Source organism: Microcoleus sp. FACHB-672 (assembly GCF_014695725.1).
In the GTDB taxonomy this organism is placed as follows: domain Bacteria; phylum Cyanobacteriota; class Cyanobacteriia; order Cyanobacteriales; family Oscillatoriaceae; genus FACHB-68.
The window spans coordinates 22,921-42,015 of the sequence record NZ_JACJOU010000004.1; the positions used below are offsets into that span (position 1 = coordinate 22,921).

9 protein-coding genes are annotated in these 19,095 nt (G+C 48.0%); 3 read left to right on the plus strand and 6 right to left on the minus strand.

From position 1 onward, the window contains the following. The first annotated feature begins 90 nt into the window (after window positions 1-90). On the plus strand, window positions 91-891 hold the full coding sequence (locus H6F56_RS01295; protein ID WP_199312518.1) for a ZIP family metal transporter: 801 nt from the start codon (window positions 91-93) through the stop codon (window positions 889-891). Between the two features lie 142 nt (window positions 892-1,033). Here H6F56_RS01295 and rnhA read toward each other — a convergent pair whose 3' ends face one another. The 3 genes from rnhA to H6F56_RS01310 all read right to left on the minus strand — a co-directional run bounded on the left by rnhA (window position 1,034) and on the right by H6F56_RS01310 (window position 4,759). Then, on the minus strand, window positions 1,034-1,984 hold the full coding sequence (gene rnhA, locus H6F56_RS01300) for a ribonuclease HI (RefSeq protein WP_190665003.1): 951 nt from the start codon (window positions 1,982-1,984) through the stop codon (window positions 1,034-1,036). Between the two features lie 268 nt (window positions 1,985-2,252). Next, window positions 2,253-3,227: a hypothetical protein gene (locus H6F56_RS01305; protein ID WP_190665004.1), complete on the minus strand. Its 975-nt coding sequence runs from the start codon at window positions 3,225-3,227 to the stop codon at window positions 2,253-2,255. Between the two features lie 296 nt (window positions 3,228-3,523). Further along, the gene (locus tag H6F56_RS01310) at window positions 3,524-4,759 is read right to left on the minus strand and encodes a tetratricopeptide repeat protein (protein ID WP_190665005.1); all 1,236 of its coding nucleotides are present in this window, start codon (window positions 4,757-4,759) and stop codon (window positions 3,524-3,526) included. 53 nt (window positions 4,760-4,812) lie between these two features. On the opposite strand from H6F56_RS01310, the gene dnaX reads away from it, so the two are divergent. Then, complete coding sequence (dnaX, locus tag H6F56_RS01315; protein WP_190665006.1) at window positions 4,813-7,350, plus strand: DNA polymerase III subunit gamma/tau; 2,538 nt, start codon at window positions 4,813-4,815, stop codon at window positions 7,348-7,350. A gap of 32 nt (window positions 7,351-7,382) precedes the next feature. Here dnaX and H6F56_RS01320 read toward each other — a convergent pair whose 3' ends face one another. From H6F56_RS01320 to H6F56_RS01330, 3 genes are all read right to left on the minus strand, one after another. After that, window positions 7,383-8,714, minus strand: a complete 1,332-nt coding sequence (locus H6F56_RS01320; protein ID WP_190665007.1) for a DUF2254 domain-containing protein — start codon at window positions 8,712-8,714, stop codon at window positions 7,383-7,385. Next, window positions 8,711-9,703, minus strand: a complete 993-nt coding sequence (locus tag H6F56_RS01325; protein WP_190665008.1) for a mechanosensitive ion channel family protein — start codon at window positions 9,701-9,703, stop codon at window positions 8,711-8,713. Before H6F56_RS01325 ends, H6F56_RS01320 begins: the two co-directional genes overlap by 4 nt. A 715-nt stretch (window positions 9,704-10,418) precedes the next feature. Further along, window positions 10,419-17,735 (minus strand): amino acid adenylation domain-containing protein, encoded by a 7,317-nt coding sequence (locus H6F56_RS01330; protein ID WP_190665009.1) that lies wholly within the window; start codon window positions 17,733-17,735, stop codon window positions 10,419-10,421. Between the two features lie 464 nt (window positions 17,736-18,199). On the opposite strand from H6F56_RS01330, the gene H6F56_RS01335 reads away from it, so the two are divergent. After that, window positions 18,200-18,997, plus strand: coding sequence for a glucosamine-6-phosphate deaminase (locus H6F56_RS01335; protein ID WP_199312519.1), 798 nt, complete (start codon window positions 18,200-18,202; stop codon window positions 18,995-18,997). The last annotated feature ends 98 nt before the right edge of the window (window positions 18,998-19,095 follow it).

The window sequence follows — 19,095 nt, forward strand, 5'->3', positions numbered from 1 at the left end:
TGCCGGTATAGGGGTTGGTTTTGACGCTAAAATCCTGCTGATTTTCTTCAATTACCTGCCCCTCTCTCAATTTTTTGCTGAGATTAAAAGATGTTTGAAATCTCTAAGGATATTCCCGTTGTTTATCTAGGCTTAATTGGCAGCCTGTTTGCTGGCTTGGCAACGGGGATTGGGGCAATTCCTATTTTTTTGATTCCTAATATAACAAAAAGAATTCAAGGAATGATGATGGGGTTTGGAGCTGGCGTGATGCTAGCTGCCACCTCATTTTCGCTAATTATTCCGGCAATAGAAGCAGCTTCAGATAACACCGGGAATCGGACTCATGCTGCTACGATTGTAGTAATAGGGATTCTTTTAGGCGGCGTTTTTTTATTATATAGCAATCAATATCTTCCCCACGAACACTTTTTTAAAGGGCATGAAGGAGCTGATAATAATAATTTAAAAAGAGTTTGGCTATTTGTGATCGCAATTGCGATTCATAACTTTCCCGAAGGATTAGCCGTGGGTGTCGGATTTGGTGGGGGAAATGTTGCCAATGGCATCGCCTTAGCCACCGGCATCGGGTTGCAAAACTTACCAGAAGGGCTTGTCGTCGCTTTAGCCTTGCTGGGTGAAAGATATTCTAAACGGAATGCTTTCTTAATTGCGCTGTTTACCGGCTTAGTTGAACCCATCGGCGGCGTGATTGGGGCGGGAGTGGTTTCTCTGGCCCAATTTTTTATGCCTTGGGCAATGGCGTTTGCTGCCGGTGCAATGCTATTTGTGATTAGCGATGAAATTATCCCCGAATCTCACCAATTGGGTTTTGAAAAAGAGGCAACCTTTGGGGTGATGATCGGTTTTGTGGTGATGATGTTTTTGGATGTCACCTTGGGGAGTGGCTAAAAGCTTTCTTAGGGTGGGCATGAGGGATGAGGGGCATAGGGCAAGGCTTCGCCAACCTAAAGGTATGGGCATCGGTAATAAATAGTAGAGAATACTCTCCGACTATTCCCTAGCCCCTAGTCCCTAGTCCCTAGCCTCTCTATTAGTCCACTCGTTCTAGCTGCCAGAGGATTTGGTTACCCTCACGCCGCACTCGTGAGACAATCCAGTTTCGCCACACCCAGTTGTCTCCTCGACTGGTAACGGCGCTGGCGTTGACATCCATTAAGTCGGCAAGTTCGGAACTGGTGATTAGGTAGCGTTTCTCAGCGATTTCATCGGCGATCCTTAGGGTTTCTACTAAGTCCCGCAGTTGAGAGACTCTGAATTCGCTAGGTAAGTGGGTTTCGGTGGAGTCAGCAGCAAAAGGGGCAGTCGAGTCCGTCATGGCAACATCCGATGTCGAAAGGTCAGAGGGTACTGAACTGGATTGTATCGTTTTGTTTCCAAAATCGTTAGTTGCTGCTGAACTAATTACCTGTTTCACCGGCATCTGTTGCACAGAAGCGGGTTTATCGGCAGCATAGGTGGGGGCGATGGTGTCGCCGCCGTTCGTTGCGGCTGAACTAATGAGCTGTTTCACCGGCATCTGTTGCAAGGAAGCGGGTTTACCTGCAGCGTAGGCGCGGGCAATGGTGTCGCAGCGATCATTGTAAAAGTTGCCGGAGTGTCCTCGGACGTGTTGCCAGTTGACTTGCCGGCAGTTGAGTTTGTCGAGCACTTCCCAAATGTCTTGATTGAGGACGGGTTTGCCGGTGGAGGTTTTCCAGCCTTTCTTTTTCCAGCCTTTAATCCATTGGGTGATGCCGTTTTTCAGGTATTCGCTGTCGGTGTAGAGAGTGATGGGTTCATCTTGACTGGCAATTGTGAGGAATTCTAAGGCAGCAACGGCGGCTTGCATTTCCATGCGGTTGTTGGTGGTTTGGGAGTCGCCCCCGCCGAGTTCATGGGTGGAACCATCAGCGTAGCAAACAACGACTCCCCAGCCGCCTGGGCCGGGGTTGCCGGTGCACGCGCCATCGGTGTAAATACTTTGGATTTTGCTAGAAGACATTAGCGAGGAATTAAGCGATGGATTCCCAAAATTATCACGGCAATCGCTATGGGAACAATACTCCATACCAAGGCCGGCGATTTCATGAAAAGCTGTCTTGAGGAGACGGCTGCTGGGTTGCAACGACAACTGCCTACCTGATTTTTTTTAGAATGGGTTAAATTTCTCCTGCAACACGCCGGTTATACCGGGCTTCTTCATAGTTAGGATTAATCTCTACAGCGCAGTCCAAAGCGGTAATTGTGCCACGAAAATCCCCTCTCATGTATTACTGATCAACTCGCTTAAACTCCGCCTTTGCATCTTCACCGGCACTTTCTTCTTCTTCTTTCTCCTTTGCCTTCGGCGGATTATCTAATCCATTTCCAACAAATACTGCTGCATCTTCACCGGCACTTTCTTCTTCCTGTTCCTCTTTTGCCTCTGGCGGATTATCTAATCCATTTCCAACAAATACCACTGCATCTTCACCGGCACTTTCTTCTTCCTCTTTTGCCTCTGGCGGATTATCTAATCCATTTCCAATAAATACCGCTTCAATCACTTGTCCTGTCCAAATCTCCTCCCACTTAGAAACTGGGGGAAGTTTTTCTAATAACTGCGTCCCAATTGTTAGCGCCTCTTCTGAGAGTTCTCCATCGGCTATTTCTTTCAGCGCTATTATCCGAGTTGCCAACTCTCGATCCGGTGCTTCCTGCAATGTTTCGCCAAATCGGCGCAACCACTGCACCCATTGTTCTGTAGTGGCGCGGTATTGCATATCCTGCCAAAAATTTAAGGCGGTTGCTTCACCAAACGGCACTTTAGCTAACAGTTGGCGAAACAAAGATTCATATTCTTCCTCACTCAGCGCTTGAGATTCCCTTGCCAGCAATTGAGTGCCAATTTCTCCCGAAATTTCCCCAATTTCTTTGCAACCTATCTCACTCAGCTTCACCATCCGCGTTGCTAATTCATGGTTAGGTGCGGGAGATTTTAACAGGCGATCTCGACCAAAGCGCTTGAGCCAAGAGATAAAAAATTGGTCGTGAATGCGATTTCCCAAATGCTCTAAGATCGGCTCTTGCTGCCAACCCTCTCCAATCCCATCCATGAGCTGCATAAAGAAGTTTTCATAACCGGCATCACTCAAAGGATTAATGGGGACTGGGGTTTGATCTCTCTTCTCTTCTTTTGATGATGTAAAATTTTTAAATAACTGCTGGAAAAATTGTACAATCCGATTCCATATTTTTTTTAGCATACTTTTAACTTACTGTTTGCTTGTTTTTACAAAAGTGTAAAGATTCTGTAGAGCAATCCTATTTGAATTGCAAAAAATTGAAGTCCGGGCATCTTGCTATATAACGCGAGCGAGACACTGGTATTACCGGAAAGTCTCATAAATAATTTAGGATTGCTATATCAATCTATCAATTCTAGAACATTATCTTTTTTAAGAATTAATAAAATAATGCTATATTTTAGTCTTAATTAGAGGCAAGTAGATAGTAGAAAAATCTACGATCTACTAACAACTAATTAACCTGACCGGCTCACCTACCCCCAGGCAGGCCCCTCAGAAGCCGGTGCATCTCCCTCGGCTTCTAGTAGCAGACGGGCAGCCTCCCGACCGGCCAAGGCGACGGAGTCCTCCGGCTGAACGCTCAGCGCTCTGTCAAAGGAGGTGATCGCTTCCTGGTGCCGGTGCAAACTGGTGAGGGCAACGCCTCGGTTAACCCAAGCCGGCCCGTAATCTGGGGCAAGGGAGACCACTCGATCAAACGATTGCAGCGCCTCCTCATGCCGGTGTAAGTAACTCAGCGCCAACCCCCGGTTAAACCAAGTTTCAATTTCACTCGGTTCCCTGGCAACGGCTTCGTTATACGCGTTGAGAGCCTCCTCATGCCGGCCTAAAGCCATCAGCGCATCGCCTTGGCTATGCCACCCTTGGGGGAGGTCGGGCTGTAGTTGCAGCGCTTGCTGATAGCAACTGACGGCCTCTTCATAGCGGTTGAGTTTGGTCAGCGCCACCCCTCGGTTGTGCCAAGCCGCTGGGAACTCTGGATTCACTTGCAGCGCTTTTTCATAAGAGTTGAGTTCCTCTTCGTGCTGCTCTAAAGCCGAAAACGCTAAACCTCGCAAATACCAAGTGTTAGGATTGTGAGGCTCAACCTTAATCGCAGCCTCAAAGCAGGCGATTGCTTCTTCGTACCTTTCCAAGTAGAATAGCGCTCCGCCCCGGTTCAACCAAGCCGCTGTTAACTCTGGATCGAGTTGCAAAGCTTGGTCATAAGAGGCAATTGCCCCTGACACATCCCCAACTCCTAATTGCTGATTTCCTTGCTCCCACCAAGCTTCAGCATTGTCTGGTGGAGGCGCTGCAGGGGCATTAGGAGCAGCCGGTGCCGGCACCCCCCGTTCTCGCGCCAGCAACTGGCTGCCCAGTTCGTATGCCACATCTGCCAAGTCCCCGCAATTCATTTGTCCTAAACCGAGTAACTGTCTGGCTAACTCAGGATTCGGTGCCGGCGTGGCCAAAAAGCGTTCGCCATAGCGCCGCAGCCAAGCCGCCCACAGTTGCAGGTTGCCGCGTTCTCCGAGATCGTCAAAAAACTTCAACACTCGTTCGCGATCCCAACCTCGTTTTACCCCTTCCAACAATTGGGTGAATAGCAGTTGATAATCTGCATCCTCCAATGCCGGTGGCGGTTTCATTCCGGCTGATATAGGCTGAGATTTTACAATTTCCCTTTTTTCACTGCCAAAAAACCGCTGCCACATTTCCTTTAGCATCTCCCGCACCCGCGCGTCACATATTCTAGATTGTAGGCAACGCTTACACCTCCATGTCCTACGAACCTCTCCACCACAAATACAGACCCCAAACTTTTGGGGATCTAGTGGGTCAAGACGCCATCGCCACGACCCTCAGTAACGCTATTCGTCTTGATAAGATCGCGCCGGCATACTTATTTACCGGCCCAAGAGGCACCGGCAAAACCTCCAGCGCTCGGATTTTGGCCAAATCTCTTAACTGTTTGGCCAATAACGTCCCCACAGATAAGCCTTGCGGCGTTTGTGATGTGTGCCGGTCTGTAACCAACGGTTCATCTTTGGATGTGATAGAAATTGACGCAGCGAGTAACACTGGCGTTGATAATATCCGTGAATTGATTGAAAGAGCGCAATTTGCGCCCGTGCAGTGCCGGTATAAAGTTTATGTGATTGATGAATGCTTAACCGGCGACTCACTTATACAAACCCGCGAAGGTTTGATTCGCATTGATGATCCCAACATTAAAGGGAAAGAAGTTCTCAGTTATAACGAACCTTTAGCAGTTTGGGAATTCAAAAAAGTTTTGAGATGGTTAGACCAAGGAGAAAAGCCAACCTTGGTCATTAAAACAACCAACCGCGAAATTAAATGCACCGGCAATCACTTAATTCGGACTGATCTAGGATGGGTGGCAGCGGCTAAGTTGCAATCAGGGATGAAAATTCTGTCACCTTTAGCTTGCACAAGCTTAACAGATTGGCAGAATTTAAACAATGTAAGCTTAGAGCCGACGTTTTCAGCAAAAATACCTGAATTATTGCCAATTGGCTTACGGAAAGGAGAGATTAATCACCAACAAAATCATACTTTAACAGTAACAAAGTCTAATACATTAGCCAAAAAGAGTTGGCCGACTGCTAACAATATTCAATTTGTGACTAATTTGGAGACAGTCGAGACTGTAACCCTTGGTAGCGTAGAAAGTGTTTATGATATTGAAGTTGAAGACAATCATAACTTCGTGGCAAACGAGCTTTTAGCTCATAATTGCCATATGCTCAGCACGGCAGCATTTAATTGCTTACTCAAAACTTTAGAAGAACCGCCTAATACCGTTGTATTTGTCTTAGCAACCACCGACCCTCAACGGGTTTTACCAACGATTATTTCTCGGTGTCAGCGGTTTGACTTCCGCCGCATTCCGTTAGAGGCGATGGTGGGGCATTTAAAATACATTGCCGAAAAAGAAACGATTAATATAAATAGCGATGCGATAACCCTCGTTGCTCAAATCGCTCAAGGGGGATTAAGAGATGCGGAAAGCTTGCTCGATCAACTAAGTTTGCTCGCACCGCCGGTTAGCGTTGAAAAAGTTTGGGATTTAGTTGGCGCAGTGCCGGAACGAGATTTGATGACACTGCTAGAAGCGATTAATAATAATAACCCCGCAGAGGTTCTTGACCAAACCCGCCATATTATGAACCGGGGGCGAGAACCGTTAGTTTTACTGCAAAATTTTGCCGGCTTTTACCGGGATTTACTCATTGCTAAGACAGCGCCGGCGCGGAACGATTTAGTTGCCATAACACCCCAAACTTGGAAACAAATGTGTGAGTTTGTTCAAAGTTGGGAAATCAGCAACATATTAGCCGGCCAAAAACACCTGCGCGACAGCGAAGTGCAATTAAAACACAGCACCCAGCCGCGCCTGTGGTTAGAAGTCACGTTATTAGGATTATTACCGGCAGCCTTCAACAGCCAGCCGGCACCGGCAAACCCGCAGCCAACTGCCTTTGCTAAAGCTTCCCCGCTACCCCAACAGCAACCCCCACAAGCTCAAATCCCTCAATCCCCAAATCCCTCACCGGCACCTTCTCAGACACCGAAACCAGAGATGCCGGTACAGTTAGCCCAACCACAAGCCGATCCCCTTCCCCCACCTTCAAGCGAGGCAACTGCACAAGGGTACGATCCGCAAGAAGTTTGGCAAGCCGTATTGGGGAATCTACAACCACTCGGAACGAAAGAACTGCTGCGCCAGCATTGTCGATTGATCAGCTTTGACGGTACGGTTGCGCGGATTAGCATTAGTTCTAATCCCCTGTATAAGCTAGCGCAGGGAAAAATGCCGAATGTTGAAGCAGCTTTTTTAAAGCTTTTTAATTACAAGATCAAAGTAACTTTAGAAGTTGCCGGTGCCAACCAAACCATAGCAATGCCGACACAAACAGAATCGGCAGGTTTTAACGAGAATATTCCCCCGCCGGCAGCAGACAACAACACATATCAGCAGCCGCCGGCACAACCACAAAGAGACTTTCCCAGTGCCAATTCACCGGCAACGAATAATTACCAAGCTGCTGCAACACAACCGCCTGCATCTGTGACAAATGGCTTCCAGACGGATGCTTCTCGCTTGCGGCAGTCACCTGAAGATGAGTTAGAAAGTGCCGTTCAAATACTTGTTAAGTCGTTTAACGGAGAAGAGATTGAAATGAGCAATAAGGTGGAAAATCCCACACCGGCAGCTTTGAATGAGGATGAGTTAATTGAATTCCCAATGGAGGAAGAAGACTATGAAGAAGACGACGATGATATCGGTTTTTAAAGTTGTTGCTGCCGTGTAGACAGGTTGCCGGTTTAATTTGATGGATTAGAGAGCAATTTCACCGTCGCCAAGTATTGTTCCTCAACATCCTTGCGATCATGTTCCTCAGATAACGTTTGGCTGCCGCGCTCAATCATGGTTGCATGATGCAAAAGTGCCTCACGATCCTTGCGGTTGCGAGTGTACTGTGCGATCGCTGCAATTGCTTCTAGTAAGCGGATTGTTACTGCCACATCCGATCCCCCGTACTGCCGGATCTGGTTAAAAGCGTCATCAGTTAGCCCCGGAAATGTCACGGAATTGGCGATCAGCTTTAGGTTGTGCTCGTCATCGTAGCGATAAGGCGAGGGGAAATCTCTTTGAGCCAGCCGGCACAGCGCGGCGCTAAGCTGGTCAATACACTGAATTGCCGTAAACGGATCGTTGATGCCGGGGGAAATCGCCCGAAGTGCAATCTCGACCAATTGGTTAATGCAAAATTCTACATCCTGCTGCTCAGTGCGCTGCAAACCCAAAATAAATGCTTCCTCGATTTGCCGGTAAAGTTTTTCATTCATTCGTTCCCCAGGCCAAACCATCACCAGTTTGCTGTCTTGCACAATAAACTTGCCAGGACGGTATTTGAGACGCAGCAGAAGGTTGTTTGACTTGGCAATTTTCATCAATCGCTTGTCATCAACCGCCTGCAAATAACCACTCTTAGTTGCCAGAACCGGCGACGCTTCTTTATCAAAATTCACCGGAATTTCGTCAACCCATTGCTGCTTTTGCTCTGGTTTTCCCTGTCCGATCTTTTGGGGAAATAAGTGGTCGATGGCATGGTTTAATTCTTTACTCACTTCCCCGATCACGTGCCACGACTGAATAGAGGTTGAGGCGTGATGGATAAAGTAGATTAACACCCCAATGCTGGCGATCGCTAACACGATGCCGAATGTCACGGCTATCTGCGGGACAAATAGGTTGTAATCATCGCCCCTGATGGTTCGCAGGACAAGTAAGCAGTAAATAAAGGTGCCGATAAATGTGCCCAGCACAACTTGATTGCCGGTGTCCTGCATGAAGTTTCGTAGCAGTCGCGGGCCAAACTGTGAAGAAGCCAGAGTGAGGGCGACGATGACGATTGAGAAGGCAGTACCGGCAACGGTGATCATCGAACCGGCAACCGTTGAAAGCAGTGTCCGCGCCCCTTCTGGGCCGCCGGTATAGATCCAGGCGAGCTGTTCAACTGGGCCAGATTTGCCGGCCCGATCAAGCGCCAGCATCGCAAACGCCAGCACCATTGCACTGCCTGACATGAGTGCCGGTACAAACCAGTAGCTAGAGTGCAGCGAATCCCAAAGCTTGCTCAGCTTGATATTCATTCGCCACCGTTACCATCTCGTTGCGAACGCATTTCAGCCAGCTTTCTGAGGGAACCACCGATGCTGCGCGGTTTCGGGACTTCATTGTTTCCTGCCGGCCATCCTTCCCGCTGACGAGCGCGATCACCATCAGTTTCTTCGGTTTGATCGTGGAAAAGAATTTGCTGCGTTGGGAAGGGCAGATCGATGCCATTTGCAACCAACTTATTCTTAATCGCAATGAGAACTTGATCTCGCGAATCAAGGGAATCCGCACGTCGCGGCGGTTTTATCCACCACCGGGCGCGGATATTTACCGTACTCTCTGCGAGTTCCATTACAAGGGCATCGGGTGCGGGATCGTGCAAAACCCCATCCACACTGTAGAGTGCTTCCAATATGAGTTGCTTCGCCCGATCAATATCATCCCCGTATCCAATCCCAACATCATATTCATTCCGCCGTTTTTCAAATGCTGTGTTGACGGTTACTGAATTCGTGAAAAGTTCAGCATTTGGAATCACTATGCGACGGCCATCGTAAGTTCTAATGATTGTGGCGCGTGTCTGGATATTTTCAACCGTCCCTTCAAAATCTTTAAATACGATTTGGTCTTCAATTTGAAACGGTTCTGTCAAAAGAATTAAGATGCCGGCGAGGAAATTTTGGAGAATATCGCGGAAAGCAAATCCAACCGCTACCCCACTGATCCCCAACAGTTGAACTAAATCTCCTGCCTTAAATGAAGGAACAACAATCGATAAAGCGACAAATAAGCCGACTAAAATGACAGTCCCTTGGGCTAAACGTCCCAGAACCAGCCCTAAATTCCTCGCTTGCCGGTGCCGGCTCGTCAGACGCCTGACAAGGGTTCTGATCGTCCTTGCTGCAAAAAAGAACAACGTAAAGACGATTAAAGCCAAGATCACATTTGGCAGCATCGTAATCGTGCCGGAGATCATCCCCTGAATTTTCGTCCAGGCTGCTGATACTGATGCTTGCAGATCCATGATTTTTCCCGATTAATAAAACATTGCCGAGCGTTACGATGCAAAAGCTGAACGCCTTGCTATGCAAGTTTTTGACAATTATGCCACCGCTCTTTTTATCAACTTTGATAGGTGTTTGTCTTGCCGTACATCTATCTTAGGTATTATTTATTGAAAGATTTGGCGCTAGCAACGACTCGATCATTAATGACGAGTTAAGGCTGTGTATTAGTTTTTTAGGTGATTTTAGGAAATGGGTAAAAGAAAAAATCTTGGGCTTTGGCGGCAGCTCAGGAAAATAACAATAATCAGTTTAATAGTAAGTTTTTGCGAGTTTAATTTTGCCTAATTTTTAATTTGTTGAGCTGGGAGAATTCTGAACAAGGTCGATAATGTACTTAAAAAATAATTAAAATATTTTTTAACCGTAGATAAAAGTAGATAAAATCAAGGATTTGATATATTTAATTATGAGTTTATCAGATTCTTGAATTGTGCTACATCATGTAAGTTTAGTAGAGAAATTCGTTGAGTTCTGTACTGCTTTCGCAAACTGATTCATCTTTCGCATTCCTTTCTAACATGGGGATAAGATAGGAAAAAAAAGGCATTTTCTTCGAGATTGTTACGGCGAACTCAGGTACTTAAAACGTAACCGGAGTGCGAACGTAACCAAGAAGAAAATGCCCTAGGAGAAGCGTTAAAGAAACAGAGGAGACACTTGAAAAACTTGTCCTTAATCTTCTGCTGATGCCTGCTCAAGGCAAGCCTTTAACTTCGATGCTAGAACCTGTACATTGGGTTGTTTGAGAATACCGATATGGTTGCCCGGTACATCGTGTACCTCTAACCCTCCAACTGTAAAGGGAGTCCAGATTTTCGGGTCAGTGTAATAGCTTTCAAACTCACTACGCTGCATAGCCCGGAATAACGTCACTTTACCTGGGTAGGGCTGCGGTACATAATTCCTGACTGCCTGATGGCGCACAGTCCGGCGGGCATCATTGCTGGTGATTTTTTGCAGGGACTTAGACAAGGATCGCTCGCTTCCCTGATCAAACTTGCTGGACATTTTGCCGACGAGACTGAGAACTTTATCTTTGGTTGAGGCAATCTTTGCCTGGATTCTATCGAAGATGTAGGTGTGGCCTTTTTGCATGAAAGTCTCTAAGTGAATCGCCATCCGCCGCCCCAAAGGCAGCCCTTTCATCCCATCGGGCGCAAAGGTATCAAACAAGGCGACTAACTCGACTGTCTCACCTTCCGCACGTAGCTGATGCGCCATCTCGAAGGCGACTAAGCCGCCAAACGATTCACCGGCTAGATAATATGGCCCTACAGGTTGGCGCTTGCGGATTTCTTTGAGATACAGACTCGCAACGCCAGGGACACTGTTTAAAGGAGACTCTTCTTTGTTGACGTTATCCTCTTTGAGCAGGTCAACTTCAGCCTGGAGGTAAATGCCATACACGGGCCGATCGCCGCCTAGATGCTTTGCTAAATCGTGGTAGAGCAAGATTCCGTAAATACAGAACAGTGGGGGTTTGTCGCCACCCGGACTTAGCAACACCAAGGATTCTGTGGGGGCTGCCCATCGTTCTTGGCGAATTAGACTCGCCAGTTGCTCAATCGTTGGTGCTTGGAAGAGGGTTGCGAGGGGGAGATTTTTGCCGCAAATTTTCTCAATTTCAGTGAACAGGCGCACCGCTAGCAGCGAGTGTCCTCCCAATTCAAAGAAGTTGTCCTTGACGCCAATGGGTGTGACACCGATAACCGTTTCCCAAATTTTTGTTAACTGAAGTTCCAAATCATCGCGGGGTGCAACGAAGGAACCTTCTGATTCGCTGCGGGAAGTGTCGGGTGCCGGCAATCCTTTGCGGTCGATTTTCCCGTTGGGCGTTAGGGGGATGCTTTCCAGGATTACAAACGCTGAAGGCACCATGTAATCAGGCAGCTTTGCTTTAACAAAACCGCGTAGTTCACTGGATTTGAGTTCGGCTTGTTGTTCCTTCGGAACGACATAAGCGACTAGACGTTTCTCTCCGGGTACATCCTCACGGGCGATTACGACACTTTGCCGCACGTTGGGATGCTGCCATAATACTGCCTCAATTTCTCCGGGTTCAATCCGGAAACCCCGGATTTTCACTTGATTATCAGCGCGACCAACGACTGATATATTTCCGTCGGGTAAATACCGGCCTAAGTCGCCGGTTTTATAGAGCCGGTCTTCGCTGCTTTGAGTAAATGGATTGGTGAGGAATCGCTCAGCCGTCATCGATTCATCACCCAAATAGCCTTTGGCTAAATAAGATGTGCGAATGTAAATTTCTCCGATTTCACCGATTCCTGCGAGCCGGTGGGCAGAATTTAACACCAGTAATTGCACATCTTTGATGCCCCGTCCCAAGGGGATTCGACCTTGGTAAGTTGGGGAATTTTCTCCTTGTTGAGTTGGAACCGTATAATACCCCATTGCTTGCGGGGTTTCTGTGGCTCCATAGAAGTTGACACAAGTGATGTTCGGGGCAAGCAATTGTAGTTTTTCAACATCACGAGTGGTTAGTACGTCACCTCCGAAGAAGGCATAACGTAGGTTAGTTAGTTGTTGGGTTTGGGAAGTTTCTGTTAACAGCACTCCCATTGCCGGTGTGAGGTGGCTGATGGTGATTTGCTGTTGCTTCATCCACTGACTTAACTTGCCTGGAGTACCAATTTCTTCTGGGGCGGGAATGCAGAGGGTTGCGCCCAACCACAGAGGTGTGAAAATGTCTCGCAGCAAGGGATCATGGGCGAGTCCAGATAGCACGCTGAATCGGTCTGATTCATTTAAATTAAAGGTTTGTGCGTGCCATTGCAGGAAGTGAGAAAGCGGTTTGTGGGTGCCTAAGATACCTTTTGGTTTGCCGGTTGAGCCGGAGGTGAAGGCGATATAGGCTAAGTCATCGGGGTTAATTTCTGTGTGGGGATTTTCTGTTGAATAATCCTTTAACAGTTCACCGATTTCACCGGCAGCACTGGGAAGTCTCAGCCGGCACTGCGTTGATAATGCCCCGACAAAGGTTTCTAAACTCTCAGGAAGCTTTCCACCGGCTGACATTTGCAGCCAACCTTTAGGCTGTGTGAGTTGAAGGCAATCAATTAACCGCTCAGCAGGGTAATTGGCATCTAAGATGGTGAAGGCTGCACCGGCTTTGAGAATTCCCAGCAACGCCACGACGATTGGGGCGCTACGATGTGCGTAAATCGCCACAACATCTTGAGAGCCAATGCCATTTTTGTGCAGGTAATCCGCAACTTGGTTACTGATTTTATCCAATTCTGAATAAGTCAGATTTCCTTGCCGATCAATTATAGCGGTGCTATTTCCCACTCGCTGTGCCTGTTGGGAAAAATGCGTGTGAACAGCGCCTTCCCAGCAATCTTCAATTGCCTGATTTGGATTTGGTAAAAGTTCTTGAGTTTGAGAAGTAACCAGGGAGAAATGAGTAATTTGTTCAGATGGATTCTTGACAATTTGCTCAAGCAGATGTTGGAGTTGTGCCAGCATCTCAACCATTCTCTGCCGGTCAAACAAATCAGTGTTGTAAACCAATTCCAGCTTGGTTCCCTCGTTTTGTTCCTGAGCATATAGCGTGATATCGAACTTCGACGCTTGTTCAGTAAACGAGAGATGATCGAGGGTTAATCCCGGTATTTCGATTTGGTTGTCTTCATAGTTGAGCAAATTAAACCACACCTGGAATATCGGGTTGCGGCTGCGATCTCGCTCTGGTTGCACAGCTTCTACCAACTTCTCAAACGGCAACTCTTGGTGAGCGTAGGCTCCCAAAGCCACCTCACGCACCCGTTCCAGTAGCTCCCGGAAACTGGGATTGCCAGATAAATCGTTACGCAGCACTAAGGTATTGACAAAGAAGCCAATTAAGTGTTCAATTTCAGCGCGGTTGCGACCGGCAATCGGGGAACCGACAATAATATCTTCCTGTCCGGAATGCCGGCACAGCAAGGTATTGAAGGCTGCCAGCAAGGTCATAAATAGGGTGGCACCTTCCCGACGCGACAGCGCCTTAATTTCCTCGCTCAGTTCCTGAGAAAGCACCAAAGATTCCTTGGCACCGTTAAAAGTCTGCAACGGCGGGCGCGGGCGATCAGTGGGCAATTCCAACACCGGCAGCTTGCCGCCGAGTTGTTGTTTCCAGTAAGAAAGCTGGGTCTCTAAAACCTCATCTTGGAGCCAGTGCCGCTGCCAATGGGCAAAGTCTGCATATTGTACGGACAATTCTGGCAGAGGTGAAGGGTTGCCCGCATTGAAGGCTTCGTAAATCGTTGCCAGTTCCCGCATCAACAAGCCAAATGACCAACCATCGGAGATGATGTGGTGGATCGTCAGCAGGAATAAATGCTCGTCTTCAGCCAGGCGCACCAGTTGAGCGCGAATTAACGGCTCGTTGGTAAAGAAGTCATAGGATGTGTCGGCTTCTGCCAATGCCAGCCGCTGTGCCTCCTCAGATCGCTGAGGTTCAGGAATCGCAGATAAGTCTACCACCGGCAGCTCTACGGTTAAGGCTGGGGCAATGACCTGAAACGGCTGCCCGTCTTCCTGCTTGCCAAAGGTGGTTCGCAGCGATTCGTGCCGGCGCACAATTTCGTTGATGCTGCGCTTCAGGATGCCGGTGTTAAGTGTTCCTTTGAGTTGCACAGCGGCGGGGATATTATAAGCAGAGTTACCCGCCTCCAATTGTTCGAGGAACCACAACCGCTGCTGGGAAAAGGACAGGGGGAGGTTAGTGTCCCGTGAAACCGGCACGATGGGGGCAGTTTTCTGAATTTGCCCGCCCCGCAGCCATACGTTAATTTGCTCGCCCAATTCCGCGACTGTCGGGCACTCAAACAGTGAGCGCATCGACAGATTCACCTCGAAGCTTTCGCGCACGCGGGAGAGGACTTGGGTTGCGTGCAAGGAATGCCCCCCCAAGTCAAAGAAGTTGTCGTGGATGCCAACTTGTTCAACTCCGATGGTTTCCCCCCAGATGCCGGCGAGTTCTTCTTCAAGGAGGCTGCGAGGTGCGACATACTCGGTTTCGCGAGGGAGGCGTGTCCATTCGGGTGCCGGTAGGGCTTTGCGATCCTGCTTACCGTTCGGTGTCACCGGCAGCGCTGCCAGCGTCACAAATACCGAGGGAACCATGTATTCAGGCAGTTTTTCCCCCAAGAAGTGCCGCAGCGCACGGCTGGCGGGGGCAGGTTCTTGCTGTAGGACGAGATAGCCGACGAGGCGTGTTTCACCGCTCTCATCGTCTTTTGCCGCCACAACTGCATCTTTAATGGCTGGATGCTGCCGCAGGACAGATTCAACTTCACCCGTTTCGATACGGAACCCGCGCAGTGATACTTGAAAGTCTGTGCGCCCCAGTAATTCAATATTGCCATCGGATTGATAACGCCCGACATCGCCGGTTTTATACCACCGTTGATTGTCGATCCAGACATATTTTTCCTGGGTCAAATCTTCCCGATTTGCATAGCCCCGTGTGACGCCGGCACCTCCGACGTAAATTTCCCCAGAAACGCCGGCCGGTACTAAATTTTGCTGCTCGTCATAGATGCGTATCCGCACATTATTAAACGGGCGGCCTACAATATTCTTTTCGGCTTTGATGTCTGTGGGAAGTTTGTAATTCAAACACAGGGTTGTTGCTTCACTGCACCCATACATCACATAGATTTGTGCATCTTGGAAGAAAGGTTTGACATCTTCGAGTAGATCCGGGGCTACGGTGTCGCCTCCCATGAAGACCCGGCGGATGTTTTTAAAATCTTTCGCCTCCAATCCCTGTGCTCTGATAAAATCAATGGCCTTCCGCATTAAGCTGGGGGTAAGGTGAACATTGGTTAACTGGCCGAATCCGCCCACCAGTTTATTCATGTCCAGCACATTTTCTCGTGAGAGAACAACGACGCTTCCGCCGGCCATCAACGGCGCTAATAATTCAAACAGAGAAATGCTGAAGGAAAAGCGAGCAATACAGGGCATGACATCGGTTGTGTCAAATTGGAATCTGTCCTGTGTTGCCAAAATATAGTTGATTAAATTGCCGTGTTCTGCGACAACGGCTTTCGGCTTGCCGGTGGTTCCGGAGGTGTAGATCACATAAGCCGCATGGGCTTGCGTTGTGGGAGAAATTAGATTTTCATCGCTTTGCTGGCTGACTTCTTCACCCACTGCATCCAAACACACAACTTGTCCATTGTGTTCCGGTAATTGCTCAACCAAATGGGTTTGCGTTAATAACACCGGCACCGCGGAATCTTCTAACATAAATGCCAGACGATCTTTGGGATAGGTCGGATCTAATGGCACATACACGCCGCCGGCTTTGAAAATTGCCAGCAAGGCTTCCACAACTTCCAAAGAACGATCCGCGCAAATTCCTACGCGAACTTCTGGTTTTACACCCAATGTTTGTAGGTGGTAGGCGAGTTTATTCGCTCTGGTATTAAGCTGCCGATAGGTTATTTTTATGTCTCCAAAAATAACCGCAACTGCATCGGGCGTGCGTTCTACCTGAGCTTCAAATAGTTGATGAATGCACGCATCCTTGGGGTATTCTGCGGCGGTGTTGTTCCACTCCACCAGCATTTGCTGAAGCTCTTGCTCGGTTAGCATTGGCAAGTCCTTCAGTTGTCCTTCAGGATTGGCTGCCAAGCTTTCAAGCAAGGTTTTCAGGTGTCCCAGCATCCGGTTAATCGTGCCGGCATCAATGCGTTGGGTGTCGTATTCGAGTTTAAGTAAAAATTCTGGCTGGGCGTAGCCGGTTAATGTCAGAGGGTAGTTTCTCTGGTGCCGGTGCTGAAGCTCTCGATTTTCCCAGCTACTTCCGTGTAATTCTAGAGCGGAATCTAACAGGAAGGAATCTAATAGGTAATTCTCAAAAACCAGAATACTTTCAAATAACGGAGTTTCTGATGGGAATTCACTCCACTGCTGGATCTGGGTTAAGGGGGTATGTTGATAGGCTTGCAATGCTTTGTAAGTCTGCCGCAGTTCTGTCAGCCAGCTTACCGGAGACTGAGCCGGCGAGACATGAACGCGCACCGGCACGATGTTGCTGAAAAGTCCCACTACAGACTCTAACCCAGGAACCGACGGGCGGCCTGTGACAGTGGCTCCAAAAACCACATCGCTCTGGCCACTATAGCGGCTGAGCAGCAGCGCCCAAGCGCCTTGTAGCAAGGTTTCCAGGGTTAGTTGGTGTTGTTGCGCCCAAGCCTGCAAGCGCAGGGTATCAACCGGCGATAGGCGAATTTCTTGCGTGACAAAGCCGATTTCTGGTTGCGCTTTGTCTGCTGCTGGGGGAATGGCTGGCAGGACTGCCGTGGGTGCTGTCAAGCCTTGCAATTGCTGCCGCCAAAATACCTCTGTTTGGGAGAAATCCTGCTGTTGCAGCCACTCGATGTAATCTCCGTAAGCACGGGGTTGTTTGAGTGATAAATCGTAGCCGGCGCTGAATGCTTCGTAAAAGGCAAAAACTTCTTTGAGGGCGATTTCTACAGACCAATTATCGAGCAGTACGGGGTGGAAGCTCCAGATCGCGCGGTATTCAGCTGCGGCGACTTGCAAAATTGCCACGCGCATCAGGGGTGCAGCGCTCAGTTCAAAACCAATTTGCCGATCTGCTTCTAGAAATGCTGCCAGCCGGCTTTCAATTTCGTTCGCCGGCAGATCGCACCAATCTTGCTGCTGTAGGGTAAGGGCAACTTGTTGACGCACTTCCTGACACGCTTCGTTAGAGCCTAAGTGATGGAAGCTTGTTCTCAAAATTGGGTGCCGGTCTACCACTCGCGCCCATGCTTGCTGGAATGCCGAGACGTTCAAGCTTTCGCGCAAAACGACGATGACCTGCTCAATATCCGTTCCGGATTGCACTGTAGTAAGACTCGCAAAAAGTCGGCTCTGTTGCTGGGGTGAAAGCTGGTAAGAATTTATAACCGGGAAGTTTTCTAAAGAATTGCTGCCACTTTCGTAATTAGTAAAATCAATACTATGCATAATTTACACCCCTAAAACCAACGTTCACTTTTGTTCATTTTCTGGCCTGTCTTGCTGTTGTTGTTCTTTCAGTTACACATTGACAACCGCAACCCCACTTAATGAAATGTTAAACCCTTAATTCTGCGTCTGCATTAAGTTTTATTGTATCTTTAAAAACTTGAACCTGCTGAGCTAAAGGTTTCATTAAATTTAAACTTTTCGTGAAGTTGTGATGAAGGATACTGAATAACAGCAGAATCAGTTTTTAGGCACAAACTGTTGAGTTCGGTTTCTTTTGAAAAATTAGTTGCCCGACGATACTGAGACTTGTGTATTTTCAATAGTTTAGGTAATAAAATCCTATGATTGTTGCCAAAATGGCAAGTTTGTGTTGAGATGCCCGAAAGCGATAAAAATTTTAGGCCGGCTATAAATCCTGGGTCAGGAGTGCCGGCAGCTTCGCTGTTGGAATCAACGCCTCTATGTTTAACACATCAATTACTGCAAAAGGAAAGATGCCGGTACAAATGTTTGCAATTGATGCCTTATCGGTGCGAGTCTACAACTCGAGCGTCGAAATCGCTCACGACGCTGCCCAAATCGCCCAAACCTATTTGCAGCAATGCCTCGCGCAACAGGCAAGCGCTGCAGTGATTTTAGCCACCGGCAACTCTCAAATCCAATTTCTTGAAACGCTGATTTCTTTGGGAGGCGTAGATTGGTCACGCATTACGTTTTTTCATCTGGATGAGTATTTAGGAATTGAGCGCGATCATCCTGCTAGTTTCCGCCGCTATTTACTCCAGCGAGTGGAAAATCAAGTGAAGTCCTGTACGTTTCACTACATAGAAGGTGATGCGATGCAACCGCTGAATGAATGCGAACGCTACACCAAACTTTTGCAAGCGCAACCGATTGATCTCTGCTGTTTGGGTATTGGAGAAAATGGACATTTGGCGTTTAATGATCCGTCTGTCGCTAATTTCAATGATCCGCATCACATTAAACTTGTGAAGTTGGACACTGCAACACGTCAGCAGCAGGTTGATGAAGGTCATTTTCCCCATCTTGAAGCTGTACCGCAATACGCGTTTACCCTGACGCTGCCGATGATTTGCTCTGCAAAAAAAATATTGTGCCTTGCGCCAGAAAAACGCAAAGCGCTGCCGGTGAAAAAGATGTTACATGAAGCGATTAGTACGGTTTGTCCTGCTTCTATTCTCCGCCGGCAAGCCAATGCTATGTTATTTTTAGATTCGGATTCTGCCGGCTTGCTGTGAGTGACGATTGGGTTTGCCTTCACCTATGAGTGTAATTTTTAACGGGGTGAGGGTAAACTTTAATATTATTTTTTGAATTTTTTAACCGCCTATAAACG

Bases quoted from the DNA above. Each gene is read 5' to 3' on its own strand.
- H6F56_RS01295 (WP_199312518.1), top strand. From the start codon at position 91: ATGTTTGAAATCTCTAAGGATATTCCCGTTGTTTATCTAGGCTTAATT.
- rnhA (WP_190665003.1), bottom strand. From the start codon at position 1,984: ATGTCTTCTAGCAAAATCCAAAGTATTTACACCGATGGCGCGTGCACC.
- H6F56_RS01305 (WP_190665004.1), bottom strand. From the start codon at position 3,227: ATGCTAAAAAAAATATGGAATCGGATTGTACAATTTTTCCAGCAGTTA.
- H6F56_RS01310 (WP_190665005.1), bottom strand. From the start codon at position 4,759: ATGCTAAAGGAAATGTGGCAGCGGTTTTTTGGCAGTGAAAAAAGGGAA.
- dnaX (WP_190665006.1), top strand. From the start codon at position 4,813: ATGTCCTACGAACCTCTCCACCACAAATACAGACCCCAAACTTTTGGG.
- H6F56_RS01320 (WP_190665007.1), bottom strand. From the start codon at position 8,714: ATGAATATCAAGCTGAGCAAGCTTTGGGATTCGCTGCACTCTAGCTAC.
- H6F56_RS01325 (WP_190665008.1), bottom strand. From the start codon at position 9,703: ATGGATCTGCAAGCATCAGTATCAGCAGCCTGGACGAAAATTCAGGGG.
- H6F56_RS01330 (WP_190665009.1), bottom strand. From the start codon at position 17,735: ATGCATAGTATTGATTTTACTAATTACGAAAGTGGCAGCAATTCTTTA.
- H6F56_RS01335 (WP_199312519.1), top strand. From the start codon at position 18,200: ATGTTTAACACATCAATTACTGCAAAAGGAAAGATGCCGGTACAAATG.